Here is a 22,591-nt window from a genome sequence, read left to right as displayed (position 1 = left end):
ATTAAAATATGTCAACACGTACACCGCCGCAAATGTGCGGCACCAGGGATTTTACGCTTACCGATGTAACGTCGGTAGGAATAAACCATAATTGTCCCTCCGTAAAAAACGAAAAGGAACTGAAATACTTTTTCTTATACAGTTTTACCCGCGGAAATTCCACTTGGGTCAATATGGCCGAAAGCACTTGAGGTTTTCCGCTTTGCGTTTGACTGAAAAGCGAAAATTGGGCGCCGACGGCGACATTCAAATAGAGCCAGCGCCAGTCGGGACCGAAGTAATAACCGAAGGGCTGTTCCGTTATATTTGCCAAAAGCTTTAAAGAAGTAACATGGCCTCCGTAACGAAGGGGTCTTTTTTCCAGCTTTTGGAAAGCGGTAATCGCATCGAACTGCTTTTGGGTAAACTGACCGTAATGCAGCTGCAGTTTTACGTTATCGTCGAAAAAGCTCAAACCGACACCCATATTCCATAAGGTGGCGCCCCAAAAACCGAGTTCGACATGTAAACCCTGTATAAACTTGGGCAGTCCGTATGAAGATTTATCGCCCTTCCTCAAAGCCGCCTCGACACTTTGCAAGCCGACATTATCCGAAGCCAAACCCGTAAATACCATTTCGCCGTTATAGCGGCCGCCTTCGCCGGGCGACACAAGGGTAATATGCGGAAGGGTTTTATCCACCTTTATAATCGTTCTGCACACGGCTATTTCTTCGTTTTCCATAACCGCCCGCACCAGCAAAAAGTGATTTCCTTCGGCCAAATCTTCCGTTTCGATTCTGTACTGCCAGCCGTCTTTTAAACGTACCGGCTCAAAGGTTTTTCCGTTATTGAAGCTTATTTCAACTTTTTTAAGCTTTTTACCGGCAAAGATACGCTTTTCTTCAGCCGAAGCTTCTTTTGAAAGCGCCGCATCTTTTTCTTCCTGCGAAACCGAATATCCGGCCCGGCCGCGTAAATAAGGACGGTCTATCGCAAAATCTCCCATATCAAGGTTATCTATCGTTACCCACGGACCGTAAGCATTGTAATCGATAGTATGAGCTATGGAAGTTACCAGTTTATTGTCCGGTAAAATACCGCGTATATCTATTTTACGTACACCGGTGCCTATAAGATCCGGACTTCCTTTAAAGGCGACATAATGCGTTTGAGATACGTTCACCGTTTCCACTTGCCTATCGTCTACAAATAACGATACTTGCGTAATTTTCGACGACGGATCCACACGGCCGTAAATGCTGACTTCCCCGTACACTTTTTCGCCGTTAAGAGGATACAGCAATTCTATTTTATCTTTATCGGCTTTTCTGCGCACATCAAAGTTTACCGCAGCTTCGCTTACGTTACCGGCTTTGTCCACGCCGCCTATTTCCAAATTATAACGTCCTTCAGGTAATGAAGAAATGTTTATATCTTCTGCGAGCAATAATTCGGTTTTTAAATCTATTTGCGCAAGAGAATCGGGAACCGCGGTACCGGACAAACTCTTTATTTTTAAGGTTACGCCTTCAAGCGAAATATTATCGCGGGTTTGTCCGGATATAAATAAATCGGTATCAAGGGCCGACCCCGGAAGCGGATATTCTATTTTTAAAACCGGCGGCGTATTATCCGTATTTATCAAACCGGAAGATATCGATTCTATACCGTAATTATCTACCGTCCGTATAAAAACAACATGGGTTCCGTCGCCGATAACCTCCGTATTGATAGAATATTTCCAGTTTTCGGTTCCTTCGGCAAGCGAAAAAACGTTTCCGTTATTTACGGATATATATACTTCTTTTATGCCGTTTGCGTCCGAAGCCGTACCGCTTATTTCTACACGGCCGTTTACCGTTTCGCTTATATCCGGCGACACCATATGAGCCGAAGGAGGTTCAAGTGAAACGCGAATTTTGCGTACAACCGGCGTACTCTTTACCCCGTAAATGTCTTCACCGTAAACCGTAATCGTATGCTCGTTATCGGTTAAAGACGACAAGGGAACGGGAACGGAAAAACTGTGCGTAACATCAAAACTTTGATAGGGATTATCGTCTATTTTATAGTAAATACGCGCAGCCGCATCGTCGTCATATATCATACCCGAAATCGTAAACGCCTTATATATAATTTGATTTTCAAAGGGTAAATGCAGTTCTACAACCGGAGCGTCCGCACTGTTGTCTATCTCAAAATCGTATTGATTGATGAGCTTTACGTTTCCTGCCGGATCGGTAAACCTGAACTCCATATCTTTATTTATCGGTTCGTCTGCGGTTCCTATAACTATGTTGGGTAATGAGGTGTAAGCAAATTCCTTCCACACGGATTTTTCATCCGCAGCCTTATATTCGGCCTTTACGTTTCGGAATTTTTCACTCACTTTAAAAGATGCGGTAATCGAGCCGTTTACCGTATCACCGCTTATCGGCGTTATCATATACACATCGGGAGCTTGAGTATCTTTTATAAACACCCTGTGCTCGGACGTTTTTTTACCGATTTTATCCGAGGCAGTGACGGTAAAAAGAAGTACACCGTCAGGCAATTGAGCGATATCAACCGTTTTTTCAAAAACCGCACTCAAAGTACCGGTTAAAACCTCATCGGAAGCGGCCGTCGTTATGTGATATTCAATCGACTCCAACTCCTGTTCGGAACTCACCGTTCCGGAAACCGTAAAACCGTCTTTCACAAAAATCGGAGCCTCGTTTTGATTAAGCGTAATGTTCGGAACTGCCGTATCGGAAAAAATATCGATAGGTTCGCTTGTAAATTCAACACCCTCGCTGTCGGTTATTTTTACGCGGACATTTTTATATAAACCGCTTTTAGCTGCGCGGATTTTTATCGTATTGCCGTCGGTTTCGTATAAAAGTCCGGGAGCGTCCAATAACTCCACATTTTCAATACCGGCTCCGGCAGACGAATAGTAAAAGCCTTCCAGGGGATTTTCGCTGTCTATAAAAGCAAACGGTTGATCATGTATATTTTTTTGAGCCCATGCAAAACGGTTTACCCCCTGACTGTTCAGCGGATTTGCAATCCCTACAAGCAGGGTTTGACTCAGCATCCTTCCGGCAGTATCCGCCGCAAAAACCCGTATATCATATAAATCCGCCGGCATTTTTTCATTTATACCCGGCCGCCATACAAAGTCGGTTTGACCGGGTTTTATAGTAAGAATATTTTTTTCACCGCCGTTAAAAGAAACAAAGGCTTCACGCAGTCCGGCTTCCGCTTTTATAAAAACGGCAGTCGGTACTTTATTTTGAGCGCTGAAAGCAGGAACGATAACCGAATTATTTTCAAAACTTATTGACGGTTTTTTTCCCGCTACTTTGAATTTTACGGTATGTATATCTCCTGCCGTACCGTTCGGACACACCGCATAAAGCGTAAGCATGTGATTTCCCGCAGACAATCCGCTTACAGGAAAACCGAACGCACCGTCGGGTGCCGAAACCGTTTTTTCCTCTTCTCTGTCGATTTTATAGCGGACTTCGGACACGTTCCCGTAACTTAAGCCTGCAATAAACACATCGCCGTCAATAAGTGCATCCGGCTTGGGACTTACAAGCTCCAACTGCGGCCTATCCTTTTTTTTGTCTATTTCAATTTTCTTTTTAGCCCGCACAACGTTTCCGGCAACGTCTTTTGCGACAATTTCAATAGTCACCGATTTCACATTGGATTTGGAAAAATCAAATTCTTTCACCCAATACTCGTTACCCGGCGTCAAAGCGATGGTCCCGCTTTGATTTCCGGAGATCCAATTCAAAGATTCAAGACCGGTGCCGTCGGAAGCCTTTCCCGCAACGGAAAAAACACTCGGGAATGTTTCCGCTTCATCATCGGGATGTATAAAAGAAAGCGAGGGGGCAATGTTGTCTACAAAAAACAAAAAGGTATAAATACCGACGGATCCCTGCTTATCTATTGATTTAAACCAGCATACGTTCGGGCCGTCTGCAATTTTTTCGGTATCAATAATCAGTTTAAAATCGGATCGCTTTGTTTTTTTATTATATGTAAGACGGACTTCTTCGAATTTATCACCGTTATCAAGCGAATAAAACAAACGCTCTATACCGTTTCCGTCTTCAACGGAACCTTCCAAGCGCAATACGCCGGAAACCAAGGTACCGGCATCCGTATTCGTAATATATGTGAGCGGCTGCCTTCTGTCCAAATAAAAAAAGGTTTTTACGCTTTTCCCGTCAACGCCGTTTATATCCGTTCCCCACACTTCGATCGTATGAGTTCCTTCTTCCATTTCCGTCGTATTAAGCGAATATGACCAAAATTCCGTTCCTTTTGCCGTATACACTTCAGTGCCGCCGTCAATCCGCACCGATATTCGTGCAACGGCATCGTCATCGATACAGGTTCCCACTATATCGACATCACCTGTTACAGTCGCCCCCGACACGGGAAAGGCAATAGAGGTAACGGGTAAATCGGAATCGGGGTCTATATATACGTTAAAAGGACCTACATACGCGGTATTTCCTGCAATATCGTTTGCAGTTATAAGAATATTATGTTTTCCCTTTTTTTTGGAAGAAATATCCGTTGTCTCCTGCCAGCTTTCCATAGAAGCGATAGGTATATCCGTTATATCCTTGGAACCTCCTGCAAATAAGGTTACCGCCGCAGACAACATCGCTGCGCACACAATTCTTTTCAAACCGGCATTATCTTTCATTTACGCATAATCCTCCGTCTTCACTATCGGCATATTTTGATATAAAGTTTAATAAATCCAAAAAAATAAGTATTCACCTTATTATAACATAACCGCATAAAAAAAAACCGAAATCTTAAAAAAAAGAACGGGAACTCTTTTTTTAGATACGTTTTTCTTGACAATAAGGCCGTTAGACAGCATAATTTTATAACGGAGAAGATATGACAAATATAGAAATAAAAATACAAAACGGATTTGAACAATTAAGCAATGCCGAAAAAAATGCGGCCCGTTATTTTTTAAATAATACAAACAGTATTTTCGACAAACCCATTGCGGTTTTGGCAAAGGAATCAAATACGACACAAGCGGCTTGGGTACGGTTTTGTAAAAGCCTCGGATTTAAAGGTTTAAAGGATTTGAAAAAAAGCTTTTTTTCCCAAGTACAAACCGCCGCCTCCGAAGATACGGGCGAAAGCTACACGGAATACAGCGATATAAGCGGTTATAAAAGCGTTGAAGAAATCAGTTCAAATGTTATGCAAAGCGGTATTCGTGCCGTTACGGATACGGTAAAACTCATTGATAATGAAGATATGAAGCGGGCCGCTCAAATCATTATGAATGCACACTGCGTTAAATTATTCGGCATTTCCGCATCTGCCCTCGTAGCCGAAGATTTTTATTACAAGCTTTTGCGTATCGGAAAAAACGCATGCTTTTGCGCGGACAGCCATATGCAGTTAAGTTATGCGGCAAACATATCGAACACGGATGCGGCGGTTATTATTTCTCATTCGGGTACCACTACCGAAATTGTCGAAATGCTCCATTCGATAAAAAAACGACGCGCCGCAAGCATTGCCGTTACAAAATTCTCAAAAAAAAATCCTTTAAACAGGGCGGATATCATTCTTCACACAAGTGCGCCCGAAATTTATAAACGAAGCGGAGCCATGAGCAGCCGCATCGCCCAGCTGACCGTTATCGATATTTTATTCAGTACGATTGCACACCAAAATTATAACCATGTGCGCACACATCTTGAACAAAGTTATCAATCCTGCTTTAAGCATAAACGGAAGGTGTAAATCGGAATCGGGGAGTATATCCATGATTGATGAAAAAGAACTGTGGGATAAATGCGCAGCCTTTCACGGCCACGTATGCGGAGGCCTGACTATCGGCTATAAGGCGGCATTGTACGCAATCAAACTGCTCGACTTAACTTTTTCGGAAGACGAAGAAACCGTATGTATATGCGAAAACGATGCATGCGGAGTGGATGCAATTCAGGTTATGCTCGGCTGCACCGCCGGTAAGGGCAATCTCTTGTTTCATATGACGGGCAAACAGGCGTTTTCGTTTTACAACCGTAAAAACGGAAAATCGGTACGGCTTGTATTAAAAAAGCGGCCGAAAAATATGAGTAAAGAAGAAGCCTTTGCCTATTTTCAAACATGCAAAAGCGAAGATATGTTCGACATAAAACCCGTGCGCATAGAACTTCCCGAACCGGCACGCTTATTCAATTCGGCGGAATGTGAAGAATGCGGGGAAACAGCTGCCGAAACATACATTCGCGTACAAAACGGAAAACACGTGTGCATCGACTGTCTCAAAGAGTACAGCCGTTTTGCGGTATAATCCGCTTTGCATTATAATCGGCTGCGATTAAGCCGGGATATCATATGTGCAGTATACGCTCATCCGGCATTTCTTCAAAGTACCGGGTAAAACGTTCAAGCATCGCACGGTGATTTTTTTGTTGCAGCACTTGCGATTTTATATAATGGGCAAACTGAAAATTGTCGCAATAATAGGCAAAAAAACGCTGTGCGCGCGTTTTCCGAAAATCTTCGGGCTGACATGCTTCCAAATCGGCGATAAAATCCTCCGCAATTTTTAATAAGTCGATTTGTCTCTGCAAATCGATTTGTCCCTGCCCTTTTTCCGCCGAAATTCCCTTTAAAAGCGCAAAAATCCACGGCTTTTGAACGGCGCTCCGCCCTATCATAAAGGAATCGGCCGCCGGACAAAGCGCGGCAAAATCCGCCAAGGCCTTAGAGCCGTCTATAGCGCCGTTTCCCGCAACGGAAACATCGGGATAACGCGCATTAATCGCTTCTGCTACAAGCTGCACGTATTTTTTTCGAAGCGGGCGCGAATAGCTTTCTTTTCGCGTGCGGGGATGCAAGGTTATGCGCTCGGCTCCTGCCGAACAGAGCATATCGGCAAAATCCGAAAGGCCTTTTTCCGTAAAATCTTCTTCGCCGAGCCTGATTTTTATGCTCAACCGTTTTGTGCCGCAGACTCTCCGTAACGCCTTTACCGTTTTTTCGACTTCGGCAAGCGGTTTACTCATCCATGCAATACCGGCCCCCTGACGGTAAATCTCCGGGGCGGGACAGCCCATATTCATATCGATACCGATTACCGACGAAGCATCGGGATGTTCGAAAAGAAGGGCGGCACAGCGCACGAGTTTATCGGTATCGGAACCGGTAAGCTGCCATACGATTTTATGCGGCTCGGGCCCGCAGTTTGAGTAATACGACTCATAAGGCCCGCCGTTTATAAAAGAGGCGGCGTGAATCATTTCGGTATAGTATTCATCACAGCCTCCGAAACGAGCTATCGTGCGCCGGAAGGCTTCGTGAGTTATTGCGGCCATGGGAGCGGATAAAAGTTTTATCATATATCGGTGTCCGCAGCACAGGATTTTTGAAACCCCGTCTTTTTAAGATAATATACCGTAAAGGCAATCGAATGTAAAATCCACGATAAAGGATAGCATATCAAAATATCCGTAAAACCGCCGCCTGAAGCCCTGATATACAACATCCATACAACCCGCGAACCGCATATTGTAAGCAGAGATACAAGCATTGCGGCAAAGGTTTTTCCCGAGCCTCTTATTGAAGCGGAAAATAAATCGCCGAATACGTAAAAAACGTAAAAGGGAGCTATAAAATGCATTATGCGCACGGTAACGGCAATCACATCATAGTCGTTTGCACTTATAAACAGCTTTGCAAAAGTACCGCTGTACAAATACAACAGGGTGCTGATAATCAGCACGGTAAGGGTGCCGACCGCAACACCGAACAGGGTACCCGTTTTAACCCGGCCGATTTTTCCCGCACCGTAATTTTGGGCCGCACACACGGAAACCCCGTCGGCAACCGCTCCGACTGAAAACCATATTAAAAAATCAAGCTTTCCGCACAGTGCCCATGCCGCTATATTGTCGGTGCCCGAAGCGTTTATGCCCGATTGAATAAGTATGTTTGCTATAGGATAAAATGCAGATTGAATCCCTATCGGAACGCCGGTTATAAGAATACGCTTGAACGCTTCGGCGTGAAAACGCAGTTTTTTCGGATACAGTCTGCCCTCGGTTTTCGAGCATATCAATGCGGCAAGGGCAAAAACCGCGCTTATACATTGGGCTATTGAAGTTGCAAGGGCGGCTCCCGCGGTGCTCCATTTAAAATGCCCTATAAAGAGTATATCCAAAGCGATATTTACAAAGCAGGATATTATTAAAATGTACAGGGGTGTTTTTGAATCGCCCAATGCACGAAGTATTCCTGCAGCAATGTTGTACAACATCATAAACACAAAACCCGCAAAATATATGTGTACGTATGACAAAGCGTAATCGTAAATTTCGGAAGGAACCGCAATAAGATGTAAAATATAAGGAGCGCAGAGAATACCCGCCGCCGATAAAACGGTTCCCCCTGCAAGAGCAAATAAAACCGCCGTATGAACGGCATTATCGAGTTTTTTAAAGTCTTTTGCTCCGTAGGAATAGGAAACCAGAATGGAAGCGCCGGCGGAAATGCCGGCAAAAAACAATACGGGAAGCCGTAACAGGGCATATACGGAATCTATAGCGGCCAAACCGATTTTTCCCGTATATTTTCCTATAATGACGGCATCGGCGGTAACGTAAAGCTGCTGCAAAACGGTACCGGCAAGTATGGGCAGTACAAAAATCACCAGTTTTTTTCGAAGCGCCCCTTCGGTAAAATCGATATTTTTTTGTACCGCCGTCCGCATTATACTTCCCTACACTTTCCGGCTAAGTCATTTTCCGAATTTTTCTATATACCCGAGAATAAAGATTGCAAAAACGATTGCCGGCAAAATCCACGTAATATAAAAACGCAGTTTACCGGGAAAGCGGATGCCTTCTCCGGCATCGGCTTCGGCGATAAAATTATCCCAGCCCCAGCCTCTTTTGCTGCAGCAAAAAATCAAAAACACCATTGACCCCAAGGGAAGCAGGTTATTACTGACGATAAAGTCTTCCAAATCCAAAATACCGCTTCCCGGTCCGAGGGGCTGAATCCACGAAAGAACGTTAAAGCCCAATGCACAGGGAATTGAAAGCACCGCAATAATAAGGGCGTTTATAATAACGGCCTTTGTACGGCTCCAATGCAGTATATCGATTGCATAAGAAACGATGTTTTCGAAAACGGCAATAACCGTGGTCATGGCGGCAAAGCTCATAAAGAGGAAAAATAAACTGCCCCAAAATCTTCCCGCGGGAAGCGCATTAAAGATATTCGGCAGGGTAACGAATACAAGACCGGGACCGGCTCCGGCATCCACACCGAAGGCGGCACTTGCGGGGAAAATGATAAGACCGGCCATAAAGGCCGCAAGGGTGTCAAGACCGAGTATGCTTAAAGATTCGCCGGTTAAACTGCGCTCTTTTTCGATATAGCTTCCGAATATGGTCATTGCACCGATACCCAGACTCAAAGTAAAAAAAGCCTGGCCCATAGCGGCATACACGGCGCTCCAAAAGCCGTTTTCCATCATGCGGTTAAAATCGGGTTTAAGATAAAAAGCAATCCCCTTTGAAGCTCCGGGAAGGGTTACCGAACGCACCGCAAGGACAAGCATAATCACAAATAAAAAAGACATCATGATTTTTGCAACCCGCTCTACCCCGTTGCGCAGCCCGCCGGCACAGATAATAAAGCCCAGAGTAACGGTGATAAGCATCCAGGTAATCATTAAATCGGGTTTTCCGAGCATTGCACCGAAAAAGGCCCCCGTTTGTTCAGGGCTAAGACCGCTTAAATTGCCCTTTACCATTGCAAAAAAATAGTAAAGCATCCAGCCTGCTACCGTCGTATAAAACATCATTAATAAATAATTGCCCGCTATGGCAATGTAGCCGAAGATATGCCATTTTGTGCCGGGTTTTTCAAGTTTATAAAAGGCTCCCGCAACATTTTGTCTGGCCGCACGTCCGACGGCAAATTCCATAATAATAACGGGAAGGCCGAGTATAATCAAAAAAATCAAATACAGCAGTACAAAGGCTCCGCCTCCGTATACGCCTGTAATATAAGGAAAACGCCACACGTTTCCCAAACCGATTGCGCAGCCGGCCGATAAAAATAAAAAGCCCAGTCTGCTTGCCAGTGTTTCTCTTTGTACCTTTTTGTCCATAACACCGAGTCTCCTGATAACGGCTCAGACCTTATAATAAGCCGAAAATACGGAAACAGTATACAGGATTTTACGTCTATATGTAAATACGGATTTTATTCAAAAGCGTTTAGCCGATGCCGCCTCTTGTACTTACATTTTTTTTCGTTTTTTGATATACTGGGTGAATGTTATCGGAGGTATGAATGAGTACACACATCGGTGCAAAAGAAGGTCAAATTGCACAAACGGTTTTATTACCCGGAGATCCGCTTCGGGCTAAATTTATAGCGGAAACCTTTTTGGAAAATACCGAATGTTACAATGAAGTACGCGGGATGCTCGGCTATACGGGTACCTATAAGGGTAAACTCATATCCGTACAGGGAACGGGAATGGGACAGCCCTCTTTATCCATTTATGTAAATGAACTGTTTTTATTTTACGGAGTGCAAACGGCCATACGGGTGGGTACCTGCGGTGCCGTTCATAAAAACACAAAGGTGCGCGATGTTATTCTTGCAGCCGCAGCCTGTACGGACTCGGCCCTTATGACTCAGCGTTTCGGCTCCCTGCATTTTGCCCCGACCGCGGATTTTGACTTGCTTGAAAAAGCGCGGACTGCGGCTTTGGCAAAAAAGATTCCCCATCATGTAGGAACGGTTGCTTCAAGCGATTTGTTTTACGACGAAAACAGCAATTGGAAACTCTGGGCCCAGTACGGTGTTTTGGGCATTGAAATGGAAGCGGCCGAGTTATATACCCTCGCCGCAAAATTCGAGCGAAAAGCTTTGGCAATTTTAACCGTTTCGGATCACATTGCAACCGGAGAAAGCACATCAGCCGAAGACCGTCAATTAACTTTCAAACAAATGATGGAAATCGCCCTGGATACGGCTATCGCATAAAGCAAGGGGGCTGCCGAACCGCCTTACACGGCAGCCTTTTTTTCAAACACGGGCGGTGTACGCTCGAAGTCTTTAATCCGCACCTTGAATATTAACCTGTATTGAATCGCTTCTCCCCCTGCGGTCGGTAACGCTCAGTTCGTAAACGCCCGGAAGCGGTTTCCACTCATACGGTTCGGACGGAACACAGCGGGCGATAAAGGAACTGCCTGCAAACCAAAACAATTCCGGCGTATCGGCATCCGCAACCGCATTCAAAATTAAAACATTTTTTTCGGGCGTACCGGAGCGGAAAACATATACGGTATTTTTAAGCGGCGATACGATTTCCGGAGGAAAGCCCGGCCCCTTGATACCGCTCTTTTTGTTTGTGTCCGGATAATCGGGCGGTACCAGCCGGGGCAGTCCCGCTTCGGCAAACAGCTTCATCAAATCGCTCGGCCAAAATTCCCGCACAAGGGTTTTGCAATAGCTTTTATCCCGTTCATCGGTTCGGTAACCGGTTCTCGTATCGACGGTAACGGTACGGTGAATGCGGCATTTTGTAATCGGCGATACGCCGGGAATAAACCATGCTTTTTCGGTATCGGGACAGTCGCCGTTGGGAAGAGCGCCCGAAACGGCACATACATCTGTTTGTTTTACATTTTCAGGTATGTAGTCGGTAACGTTTCGGCAAAAGCCCGCACTGTGAATCCTGCCTGCTATATTAAAAAAAAGCGGAGCGGCGGCGGTTCTGCCCAAAAACGCATTATTGCCCGTGCCGTCGAAATTACCCACCCAAATGCACAACACATATTGCCCGAAAAAGCCGACGGTCCAGCAATCCTTAAAGCCTATTGAAGTTCCCGTTTTATATCCTATCCGCATACCGGCAAAATCCGAAGACTGCATATCTTCGGGCGGGGGATTTTGTTCAAGCATTTTGCATACGATAAATGCCGCCTCCTCGGAAAAAAGACGCCTTGCCTCCGCTTGTCCCGCCCTTCCCTGCTTAACCGTTACGGTTTGTATCGGATATTGGAGACCTCCGTTTTTCAAAGCCGCATAGAGCCCCGCAAGTTCAAAGGGACTCAAATCGGCACTTCCCAATACGATTGACAAGCCGTAGCTGTCTTTATGCTTTAAGCCCGAAACTCCGGCTAAAACCAGTAAATCATACAAATCGGGTTTATGAATTTTGCGGGCCAATTCCACCGCGGGAATGTTGCGGCTTTGCGTCAAAGCATTCCATGCCTTAAGCGGTCCTTTAAAAGTATTGCCGTAGTTATCGGGCATATATTCACTGAAAGCCGACGGCGTGTCTTTGAGCATGGTGCCGTAATGAATCAGTCCCTGATCGAGGGCAAGGGCATAAATAAAGGGTTTAAGCAGGGAACCCGGGGATCTTTTGGAAATATTCGCATCGATTTGACCGAGTATCGCATTATTATAAAAACCTGCAGAACCTGCGGCAGCACGGGTTTCCATTGTTTCCCAATCTATCAATAATGCGGCCGCATTGGTTATGCCTATCCCCTGCTTTTGCCGCACATAGAGCTGTAAGGTTTGCTCGGTTATATTCTGAAGCCGCATATCGACGGAAGTACGCAAAACGGTACGCCTTTGTCCCTTTTGTATCTTTGAAGAAGATTCAAGCATACGCGTAAAATGCAGGGCCTTTTCGGGAAACGCACAGTGTAAGCGCGGCCGGTTTTGCATAAAAGCCCTCGATTCTTCGTACTCGGGATGTTCCCTAACCCAGCGGTCAAACAGACGCAGTCTGGCCGCCATAAGCTCGCCGGGAACCGCATCGGGGCGCGGACATCTGCGTACGGGATCCTGCGGAAGCACGCACAGCATAAGACGCTGGGAAAAATCCGTTTTTTCTATCGGTTGTGCAAAAAAATACCGGGAAGCGGCTTCAAAACCTTCTATGTTTTTTCCGCAGGGCGCAAGATTTACATAGGCATCCAGAATTTCCTGTTTTGAAAATAACAGTTCCAGGCGCAGCGCAAGAATAATTTGTATAAGCTTACCTGCGGGATTTTTGGTATACAGCTTGTATTTCAGTTTCGCCGTCTGCATGGTTATAGTAGAAGCCCCGACCCGCTTTGAGCGTTTTACATAGGTTTCCCAGCCGGCACGTATCAAAGAGACGGGATTGACTCCGTGATGTAAAAAAAAACGCTTATCTTCCTGCAAAAGAAGGGCTTCCAAAAAATCGGGCGGATACTCCGAAACGCTCTTATAAATACGGTAGGATTCATCATCCGTAGGATACACCTTTAACAGGATTCCGTTTTTGTCGCTGTAAGCGCCTGAAAAATCCGTACCGTATAAAATTCCTCGGGAACGCGCAGTATTAAAGTCGATAAAAAAAACAATCAGCGCGGCGCATACAACAAGTAAAAGGATAATTATTTTTTTTCGGCGCAAAAAACGCATACACCTTATTTTTTCTCCAGTTTTACCGTATCCATCGGAACAAGTGCCCGTACGCTTGTATCATACATCGCTTCGGCATACAGGGGCGGAACGGTAAAGGTTCCGTTTGTAACCGCACGCGCCTTGTACATAAAGGTTTGCATCTTTTCGGTAAAGGTGCCGAAAAAGACGATACGGTCTTCGCGTATATCGATATAATCGGGCATCCATTCTCCCGAACCGGAGCGTATCGATTCAATATCCGCTTCAAAACCTGCAGGAAGCATGTCCGTAAGGGCGACATTATGAACGCTTTGTCTGCCCGTTGAACGCACCCGTATTTTTACGGTAATTTCATCCCCCAAAGAAAAGCGGTCGGAAGGCTTTGTACCGTTCAGGAATTCCTTATAGACTTCAATTCCTTCTTTTTCCGCCTTTTCAGGGATACGCTTTAAAAATCCTGCTTGTACGGTTTGATAAAACAAATCGCGCTTTTCGGTATTTTCAATCACGAGTTTTTCCGCCTTGGGACTGAACCGTGCCGAAAAAATCGGAGAACCTTCGGGTGTAAGCAGCTGAGAAGAATTTTTATTGAACTGTTCGGTTAAGACAAAATGTCCGTCCGCCGACGAAGGCACGGCATCGATAAAGCTTTGAATTGCAAGCAGGGCAAAGGCGGATGAAAACGACGCATAGCGTCTGTGTGCGATATGTTTTTCGATGTTCAAAAGAAGCTCATCCGACACGGCGCTCAAGTGTTCGGGATAATAGGCGGAAAGCAAATACAAGTATGCACTCTGAAAATACAGCTCATCTTCAAACCGGTACACCGTATCCGAGCGTTTTGCCCCCCGCTTTACCCTTGCCAGTATTTTTTCGCCCTCTTTATCCATTTGCATCATCTTATAGGAGGCGGCAAGATACATTCCCGCAACCGACATCTTATCGTCCTTATCCGCTTCTTTTTTTAATTTTTCAACATAGGATGCCGTTACCGCGTCGTTTTTTGTAAGAACGAAGATGGAAAACGCCCGTGCATAAACCGATATCCCTTCATTTTGCGCATGATTTTCCAATGCGCTCAGAAGACGGTTCATAAAAGAATCGGGAACATAAAAGCCTTTGCTGCGCGCCTCGGTTAAAAACAGTGCGTAATACGCATCCAATTCCGGATACGAGTCCGACTTATACGTCCAATAACCTATGGTGCCGTCGGCTTTTTGCCGCGACTGCAGCATCGAAACGACGTTGTTGACCGCTTCTTCGGCTTCATTGCGCGCTTTTCCCGTTTCTTTTAATATATCGGGAAACAGATACGGATAGGCGGCGCTTGTAATCTGTTCGGAACAGCCGTAAGGATATTTTTCAAGATACAGGTATAAGCCCTTTGCAATGCCCAGGGGCACATATGAAAGATGCACTTCGCGCGAAGCGAATTCATCGTATACATCATATTTTACATCTATTTCTTTTTTCTTTGTTTCGTCTTTCCGTACCGAACCGGAGGTAAGCCGTACCTGATAGGGCATTGACGGGCGTATACTTACCGATGAGGTAATTTGCGAAGATTTTTTCCCGTTTGACGCGGTCAGAACTATATCCGCATTACCGAGAATATCCTGCGCTTCGGCCTCGTAAGTAACCGTTACGTCTTTTCCTTCGGGGACGGTAATTTTTTGTACCGCATCGGACAGGAGCTTAATGCCTCCCTTCGTTTCGGCAGTAAGTGTAAGAGAAGCATCGGGACCGCTTCCCCTATCATTATTCGTAACCGATGCGCTAAGGGTAAAGCGGTCTTTGGGCGAGGCAAAAACCGGCGCATTGGGCATGATGATATAGGTATCCTGCACTTCCGTAGACCTTTGCGCGGTACCGACGGAATCATCGGAAACGGCAACGGCCATAACGCGAAGCCTTCCGTTAAAATAGTCGGGAACGCGGTACACCACGGAACGCTTTGAACCGTCCGTATCCATGATGCCCGACCAATACGCAGCGGGAACATTCCGTTTTCGCTTAAAGGGATTGAGCCTGCGCGCCAGCATATCCTCGTAGTCGCCGCCGCCTCCCGCCGCAGCCAATGTTTTAAGAATATTGAATTCGGGAAGAATCAAATCCGCAAGCTGGGCGGTGGAAACTTCCAGAGCCCGTTTTTGAAAGAAAAACGACAGCGGGTCGGGCATCTTATAACGCGCAACCTGCAAAATGCCTTCATCCACCGCCATAATAACGATTTTTCCCGGTTTTGAGGACGAATAGGTAATCGTATAATCCTCTCCCGGTTTTATGCGCTCAGGCACGTCAAGATCGATTTTATTTGTGCGGTTATCCAAATTGACGGAAAAAGGAGCGGCGGCATAGCAAAAGGGACTCATATAAATTTCGGGGGAATCGTAGGCACGGGTGTACATAACCGTTATGTAGCCGTTTCCTTCCAAACCGTAGGGAATATCGATGCTTTGCAGCGAAGAAAGCCCGCTCGATTTAAACCACTTATACGTATACACCTTATCGCGCTCGACGGTTATAAGACCGCTTCCCGCGTAGGGAGCTTTTATAAATAACTGCGCCGTTTCTCCCTGCCGTAAGTCGGATTTTTGCAGTTTTAATTCCAATTCGGCGGTTCTCGAAAGACTTCTCTCTACGTTTTTTTCACCTATAACCGAAAATTCAATGGAATTGAATTCAATGCCGTCCTTATTTTTCAGCGATAAAATAAAATCGCCCTCGGCGGAAACGGGAAGTTCGTAATCCAAACCCCGTGCCGGAATGGAAATTATGCGGCTTTCTACGGGAAATTCCTTTTTAACGGATTGGTATTTATACACACCGTTGGGCTGTTTTACAAGGACCGATACGTATTTTTTTTCCGTAATCGAAAGTTCGGCATGTTCAACCGCGCATTTGGCAAGATCGGGACCGACGGCAATAAATTTTATCAGGCGCTTTGAATCTTTGCGTATATAGGATAAATCCCCGTCCGCCTTTGCCCCTATAAGATATTCCAAGGGAGAAACGTACACCGACGACATTCCCGTAACGGCTCTTCCTCCCGCCTTTTCCAAACCCGAAGCGCTAAAGGTTAAACGGTATGAAGCATGTGCAAACTTTTCCGTATCTATCGCAAATTCCGCAACACCTTTTTCGTCCGTTACCTTATCGGCAAGGGGAAAATCAAAAGAATCCTTTGTTTTGTAGGGATCGGAGAACACATAGTCCCGATATTTTTCGGGCACCGTATAACCGGGGCTTAGGGTTATATCGGCTTTTACGGTATTGCCCGCCGCCGGCGTTCCGAATAAATTGTTAAGTTTTACCACCGCACTTAACTTTTCCGGACGTATCCACCCTTGTGAGGGAAGCGGCGAAAAAGCGGTTGTAATATTCAGCGTATCGGGAAGAAACTCTTCCACCTTAACCGTTTGACTTGCAATGTGCAGTCTTTTAAGGCGATTTTCGGCATCGTGTTTTTTCAAATATACGGAAATATTGTATAAACCCGTCGGAGAATAATCGCGGGTGGAAAACGCTATCTCTTCAAATGATTCGCGGCTTAAGGCAAATTCGGTATCGTATATTTCATTTCCGTTCGGATCGGTTACCGTACAGGCAAAGGGCAGACCCGCCGTGCTTTTGTTCCAATTTCCGGCCTTTACTATCATACCGATTTTTATCTCATCGCCCGGTCTGTATATACCGCGGTCGCTGAATAAATAGGCTTGCAGTTTTTCCGGATCCTGAACACCGTATAAGCCGCCGACATCAAAATCGGAATAATCAAGCATCCGTCCCCGTGCATGGTAAGGCATAAAGGTAAAATCGTTTCCGTAAGAGGCGGTAAAACCGACCGGTTCAAGATTCGTATCTTCATATTTAAAATAAGGTACGCGTACATGTCCCGAAGAATCGGTTGTTCCCGCAAAAAGCGTATTGCCGTTTAAGGCAATCAGTCTGACGGTTGAACCTGCAACCGGAGAGCCGGTCGAAATAGATTGTACAAATACATCGCGTTCTTTGCCGGTATTTTTTTTGATAATCAGGGCCTGATCGGTAACCAAAACAAGCCGTTTATCATAGAGGCGGGAATTTTGTTCCGCACTCGAAACACGCAGCAAAAACAATCCGGCGCGCAGATTTTTATCGGGAATCGTATTTAAATAATCGGAAAAATCAAACCGGGCATACCGTATTTTATTGCCGTCGCCTGCAAAAACCGATTGGGTCGACGTATATACTTCGCTTACATTATCCTCGTTGAAAAGCCATGAGGCGCCGAATTCAAAATCTTTCATATTGCCGTTCGACATGGAGATAATGTGATTTATCTCATCCGGCTTCATACGCCACAAGGTGTACTTAATACTGTCTACACCGCGCGTCAAAACGGGGATTTTACGGCTTCCCTGTGCGGAAATCAATGCTCCCTCCGAAAGTATGCGTACTTCTTTCGGAAAGGGCTTGATACGCTGAACCGTTTGATAATCTTCGCTGAGACGGTAACCTCCGTAGAATTTGGTACCTTTTTGTATATACACATATACATACGAGTCTGCAGGAACATCCAATCGGTAACTTTGAAAATTTTGATATTCGTTTTCGGCCGGCAGTGCATTCAGAGTAACCCTCTTTGCATCTTTGAGTACCGCTGCGGTAATAATATTGGGAGAAACCTTATCCCATGCAAGATTTTTCTCAGCCCTTTGTCCCGGTTCTGCAGGTTTATCTTTCGGAAGCACATAGACCTCGGTCATTTGTGCAAGGTCCGAGGCACTTATTTTAGCCGTCGAAAAAACGGAAAGCACCCGCTCATATTCCTGTGTTTCGTTTTTTACCGCCGCTATTTCGGCATTATCGATTCGTACAAAACTTGAAGCTCCGGGTACGGTTACATAGGATTCCGCCGCCTTTCCCGTTGAATCGCCCCGAACGGTTTTTACTCCCTTTGCAAGCTTTATAAACACCCCCACGTCGGTTGCGGGAACTCCGAGCGTTTCGCTGATCGCATAGGCGGCGGTTTTATCTTCATTATAGGAGAGGGTAACCTGATAATTTTTTTTAACAAAGGTGCCGTTTTTAGGATTTTGCATATCAGGCACCAAGCTTATTTTGCTCCGCAAATCCTCCGTATCCATCGGAAAATTGGAAGTAATTGTAAATTCAATATATTTTTTATCGGGATTTACGTCATCGATGACGAAATCCGCATTCTCAATACGTACATCCAACTCTTCGGTTGTAAATTTAAGGGAAAGAGGTCTGACATTTATATGAGAGGGAAACAGTTTTTTTGAAAACACAACCTGATATTTGGTGCCGAGCGGCCACGGAGATTCGGGAATAAATACAAGGGTGTCTTCTCCGTCCCATTTCCAGCTTCCTTTTAAAGCCGGTTTTATTTCTATATTCTCTACAACTTCCGCATCCGCATCTTCAAGCTTTACAGCCGAGCCCGAAAACAAAATCGTAAGCGGGGCACGGGCATTTTCGGATACAATCGGAGTATACACCTGATAATCAAGCTCCATATTAACCGGGCGCTTTGCTTCTATAAAAACCGTCACTAAAAGGGCAATAAGTCCCAGTACGCACAAAGCCGCCAATACCAGTACAATCTTAAAAACGGGTTTGATGATTTTTTTTAACACGGAAGCACCGGTGCGCATCCAATCCGCCGGCTCGTAGTGTCCGAAAATCCGCGTCAAAACGGTTTTTACTTTTTCGTTCATATATGCCTCCTCAAGGCCGGGAGCAGAAAACAGCGACAAAGCAAATGCGGAATTCCGCAAAACCGCGTATTTTTAGACAGCCGCCCGGATTCATAATACTTCTTCTTTTTCGCTTTGTCCAGTAAAAATAATCTTTTTGACTTGACAATATCCTTTTTCTCACCGTATCATATAAAGATAAAAAGATATAGGAACGGAAGTTTGTGTTGCTGCACGATGCTGCCGTTCAGGAGGAGCCTTTAATGGATTTCAAAACAGAACAAATCAGAAACATTACTCTTGCAGGACACGGACAAACCGGTAAAACCACCCTGTTTGACCGCTTATTGTTTGCAGGCGGCGTTCTTGCAAAACCCGAAAGCGTTGAATCGGGAAAAACGGTCAGCGATAATTCGGCCGAAGAAATAGAACGGAAAATCTCCATCTATGCTTCTCTTGCCCATATAACGCGGAAAGATGTAAATATAAATATGTGGGATACGCCCGGTTCTTCGGACTTTGCAGGCGAAGTTATTTCCGCCTTCCGTTCCACCGAAAGCGCCCTCATACTGATTGACGGAAGAAGCGGTGCGCAAATAGAAACCATAAAACTGTGGCGCGACCTTGACCGGCGCAATAAGCCGCGTATGATTTTTATCAACCGCTGTGAAGAAGACAGAACCGATATAGATGCGGTTTTAAAAGACATACGCGAAAAGTTTAAAGCGGAAGTATGTCCCGTTACGATTCCTATGGGTAAGGGAGCCTCTTATAAGGGCGTTATAGACGTACTGCACGGAAAAGCCTATACGGTTCCCGCCGCGGGACAAAAAGAGACCGTAACCGATATTCCCGAAGAATACCGCAGCGCATATGAAGATGCGCGCGCCGTATTGGCAGGTTCCGCCGCCGAAGGCGATGACGACCTGTTGGTAAAATTCATCGATGACGGTGAATTGACAAACGAAGAAATCGAGCGCGGCTTAAAGATTGCCCTGCAAAATAACCGTGTCGTTCCCTCCTTTGCGGGAAGCACTATACAGAATTCGGGCTTCGCCTCCCTGCTCGATTTTATCGTCGAAATCGTTCCTTCTCCCGCCCAAGCCATAGAAACGGCAGTCGGCGCGGACGGTCAAACCTCGGCGGTAAAGGTCAGCGCGGACGGTGCGATGAGTGCCCTGGTCGTAAAAACTTCAAGCGACCAGTTTTCAGGCCGTCTGTCTTATATAAAAATTATCACCGGTACCTTTAACGCCGACACGGAAGTCTTTAATATAAGCGAAGGTAAAAAAGAAAAGGTGGGAAAACTCTACCGCTGTACGGGTAAAAAACTTGAAGAAGTAAAATCCCTGTGTGCAGGTGATATAGGTATTGCCGTAAAACTTGCCGCCGCGCGCACCAGCGACACCCTTTCATCGGATGCGAATACCCTGCCCTTTGTACGCCTCCGCCATCCGGAACCCGTGTATTCGATGGCCGTTTCGGCAAAAGAAAAGCGCGACGAAGACAAGATGAGCGAAATGCTTACCCGCATTTCGGAAGAAGACCGTACCCTTATGTATAAGTACAATGCCGAAACCAAGCAAAACGTCGTTTCCGGCATGGGTGAACTTCATATCAACATCATCCTCGATAAAATCAAAGCGCAGACAAAAATCAATATCGATACGGCCGTGCCGCGCGTAGCCTACCGCGAAACGGTACAGCGCAAAGCCCAAGCCGAATACACGCATAAAAAGCAGTCCGGCGGCCACGGCCAATATGCGCGCGTCGTTCTTTCGGTTGAAGCCCTGGGCCGCGGCGAAAACTATAAATTTACGAATGCGGTATTCGGCGGAGCCATCTCCAAGGGCTATATTCCCGGCGTTGAAAAGGGGGTAAAAGAAGCGATGGAAAACGGCGTTTTGGCCGGCTACCCCGTTGTGGACGCGAGCATTACCGTTTTGGACGGAAAAGAGCACCCGGTAGACTCGTCGGAAATGGCCTTTAAAATCGCCGCCCGCAATGCCTTCCGCGATGCCATGCGCGCCGCAGGGCCCATCCTGCTTGAGCCGATTATGAATATCACCGTCTGGGTCGAATCGAAATACCTCGGCGACATTATGTCGGACATATCCGGAAAGAGAGGCCGTATTCTCGGACAAAGCCCCTTAGGCGGCGGCATTGAAGAAATTCGCGCCCAGGCGCCGCAGGCCGAATTGTTAAAATACGCCATCGATTTGCGTTCGATGACCAGCGGTACCGGAAGCTTTGAAACCTCCTTCGACCACTACGACCCGATAAGCGGTAAGATTGCCGACGACGTTATCGCCGCCGCAAAAGAGTTTATCACGGTTGCTTCGGGAGACGATTAAAAAAGCAGCATTCACCGTACCGGGGAGGTTTGAAAATCGGGTGCTTCTCAGGTTTCACTGCTTTACGGTACGGGCCGCAAAAACAAAAAGTCTTTGAAACGGGGTTATCTGAAAAAAAACGGCCTTTTCGGGAAACCCCAATCCTCTGTAAAATATTTACAGCTGTCTTTTTGACCCTTTGTTCCCTACAGCTTTTCAATTTCCGTCTTTGACAGTCCGGATATTTGTATAATAAAATCAAGTTCACAATTTGCCTGTTTCATCAGTTTTGCCGTTTCAATCTTGGTTTGACGGGAGCCGTCGGCAAAGCCTTGTGCTATGCCCTCACTTTTGCCTTGGGCTATACCGGCTTGCATACCCGCCTGCATTCCGTCTTGCCAACCCGATTTCCAGCCGTCATTACGGGCATCCCGTTCAAATGAGTTTATCAACATATACTCCTTCCTCAGTTCCTCGCTTTCTTTTACTTCTTTTATCCGCTGTTCTATTTTTCGGATAAAGCCGTCGTCGCTTATCTTACCGTTCATATACTGTAAAAAACTTTTAAGGGCAGGGCTTGCCTCTTTTTCTGCCGCCGTGCTGTTGATGATTATTTTCGTTATGCCGTCGGCAAGATGTATCGTTGAGTCTTCAGTACAGATTGTTTTGAAACTGTATACGGGTAAATCTTTACCTATGTAATCAAAGGTACAAAAAAAGATGATAAAGGAATCCGGTAAGGATTCATAGGGCTGATTTTTTTCCAACACGCTTACGTCTATTGCGGACTGATAATAACGGATGCGGCGGGCAAGATCGTCTTTGTTGATTGCCTGCATCTCCACGTCATAGATTGTACCGTTGCAGTCTTTTGCCCATACGTCGAAACGTACACCTTTTGCATTTCCGGCATCGGCAACCGTTTTTTGGAGTTGGACGTCGGTAATGGTGTCGGTTTTATCGTGCAAGACAATGTTTAAAAGTGTCTTGCAGATATCCGTATTTTCCATAACGCGGTAGAACATATAATCGTCAGCTATTGTTAAATCATCAAAGCTTTTCCGCATATGCACCTCCCCACAGTTTTAAGTATACCACAGGATA

General features: G+C 45.8%; 11 protein-coding genes. 4 read left to right on the top strand and 7 right to left on the bottom strand.

Going from position 1 to position 22,591, the window contains the following annotated elements; translation table 11 throughout:
* Position 1: 1 nt before the first annotated feature.
* The gene (locus V1L52_RS06200) at positions 2 to 4,696 is read right to left on the bottom strand and encodes an Ig-like domain-containing protein (protein ID WP_428771684.1); all 4,695 of its coding nucleotides are present in this window, start codon (positions 4,694 to 4,696) and stop codon (positions 2 to 4) included.
* 203 nt (positions 4,697 to 4,899) lie between these two features.
* Here V1L52_RS06200 and V1L52_RS06195 point away from each other — a divergent pair, with 203 nt between their 5' ends.
* Both V1L52_RS06195 and V1L52_RS06190 read left to right on the top strand, forming a co-directional pair.
* Positions 4,900 to 5,769, top strand: a complete 870-nt coding sequence (locus tag V1L52_RS06195) for a MurR/RpiR family transcriptional regulator (RefSeq protein ID WP_428771682.1) — start codon at positions 4,900 to 4,902, stop codon at positions 5,767 to 5,769.
* A 22-nt stretch (positions 5,770 to 5,791) separates the two neighbouring features.
* Positions 5,792 to 6,325 carry an FmdE family protein gene (locus tag V1L52_RS06190; RefSeq protein WP_428771680.1) on the top strand — a complete coding sequence of 178 codons (534 nt, stop codon included), beginning with the start codon at positions 5,792 to 5,794 and terminating at the stop codon, positions 6,323 to 6,325.
* 40 nt (positions 6,326 to 6,365) lie between these two features.
* Here V1L52_RS06190 and V1L52_RS06185 read toward each other — a convergent pair whose 3' ends face one another.
* From V1L52_RS06185 to V1L52_RS06175, 3 genes are read right to left on the bottom strand one after another with little or no spacing between them, the layout of a single operon-like run.
* Positions 6,366 to 7,376: a tRNA-dihydrouridine synthase family protein gene (locus V1L52_RS06185; protein ID WP_428771678.1), complete on the bottom strand. Its 1,011-nt coding sequence runs from the start codon at positions 7,374 to 7,376 to the stop codon at positions 6,366 to 6,368.
* Positions 7,373 to 8,746 (bottom strand): MATE family efflux transporter, encoded by a 1,374-nt coding sequence (locus V1L52_RS06180; RefSeq protein WP_428771676.1) that lies wholly within the window; start codon positions 8,744 to 8,746, stop codon positions 7,373 to 7,375. The genes V1L52_RS06185 and V1L52_RS06180 overlap by 4 nt, the downstream gene beginning before the upstream one ends.
* Before the next feature lie 27 nt (positions 8,747 to 8,773).
* Positions 8,774 to 10,156 (bottom strand): sodium-dependent transporter, encoded by a 1,383-nt coding sequence (locus V1L52_RS06175; RefSeq protein ID WP_428771674.1) that lies wholly within the window; start codon positions 10,154 to 10,156, stop codon positions 8,774 to 8,776.
* Positions 10,157 to 10,341: 185 nt separating this feature from the next.
* Between V1L52_RS06175 and deoD the strand changes: the two genes are divergently transcribed.
* Positions 10,342 to 11,043, top strand: coding sequence for a purine-nucleoside phosphorylase (gene deoD / locus V1L52_RS06170; protein WP_428771672.1), 702 nt, complete (start codon positions 10,342 to 10,344; stop codon positions 11,041 to 11,043).
* Between the two features lie 72 nt (positions 11,044 to 11,115).
* Here the strand turns inward: deoD and pbpC are convergent, their stop codons facing one another.
* Together pbpC and V1L52_RS06160 are read right to left on the bottom strand one after the other, a co-directional pair.
* Positions 11,116 to 13,470: a penicillin-binding protein 1C gene (pbpC, locus tag V1L52_RS06165; RefSeq protein WP_428771670.1), complete on the bottom strand. Its 2,355-nt coding sequence runs from the start codon at positions 13,468 to 13,470 to the stop codon at positions 11,116 to 11,118.
* 5 nt (positions 13,471 to 13,475) lie between these two features.
* Positions 13,476 to 19,175 (bottom strand): alpha-2-macroglobulin family protein, encoded by a 5,700-nt coding sequence (locus V1L52_RS06160; RefSeq protein ID WP_428771668.1) that lies wholly within the window; start codon positions 19,173 to 19,175, stop codon positions 13,476 to 13,478.
* 242 nt (positions 19,176 to 19,417) lie between these two features.
* On the opposite strand from V1L52_RS06160, the gene fusA reads away from it, so the two are divergent.
* Entirely contained in the window at positions 19,418 to 21,508 is a 2,091-nt protein-coding gene (gene fusA / locus V1L52_RS06155) for an elongation factor G (RefSeq protein ID WP_428771666.1), read from the top strand.
* Positions 21,509 to 21,693: 185 nt separating this feature from the next.
* On the opposite strand, the gene V1L52_RS06150 is transcribed toward fusA, so the two are convergent.
* Complete coding sequence (locus V1L52_RS06150) at positions 21,694 to 22,554, bottom strand: Rpn family recombination-promoting nuclease/putative transposase (protein ID WP_428771664.1); 861 nt, start codon at positions 22,552 to 22,554, stop codon at positions 21,694 to 21,696.
* Between the last annotated feature and the right edge of the window lie 37 nt (positions 22,555 to 22,591).

The sequence above is a fragment of the Treponema sp. HNW genome (assembly GCF_050320395.1).
Classification (GTDB): domain Bacteria; phylum Spirochaetota; class Spirochaetia; order Treponematales; family Treponemataceae; genus Treponema_C.
This window is presented reverse-complemented; position numbering and strand designations above follow the sequence as displayed.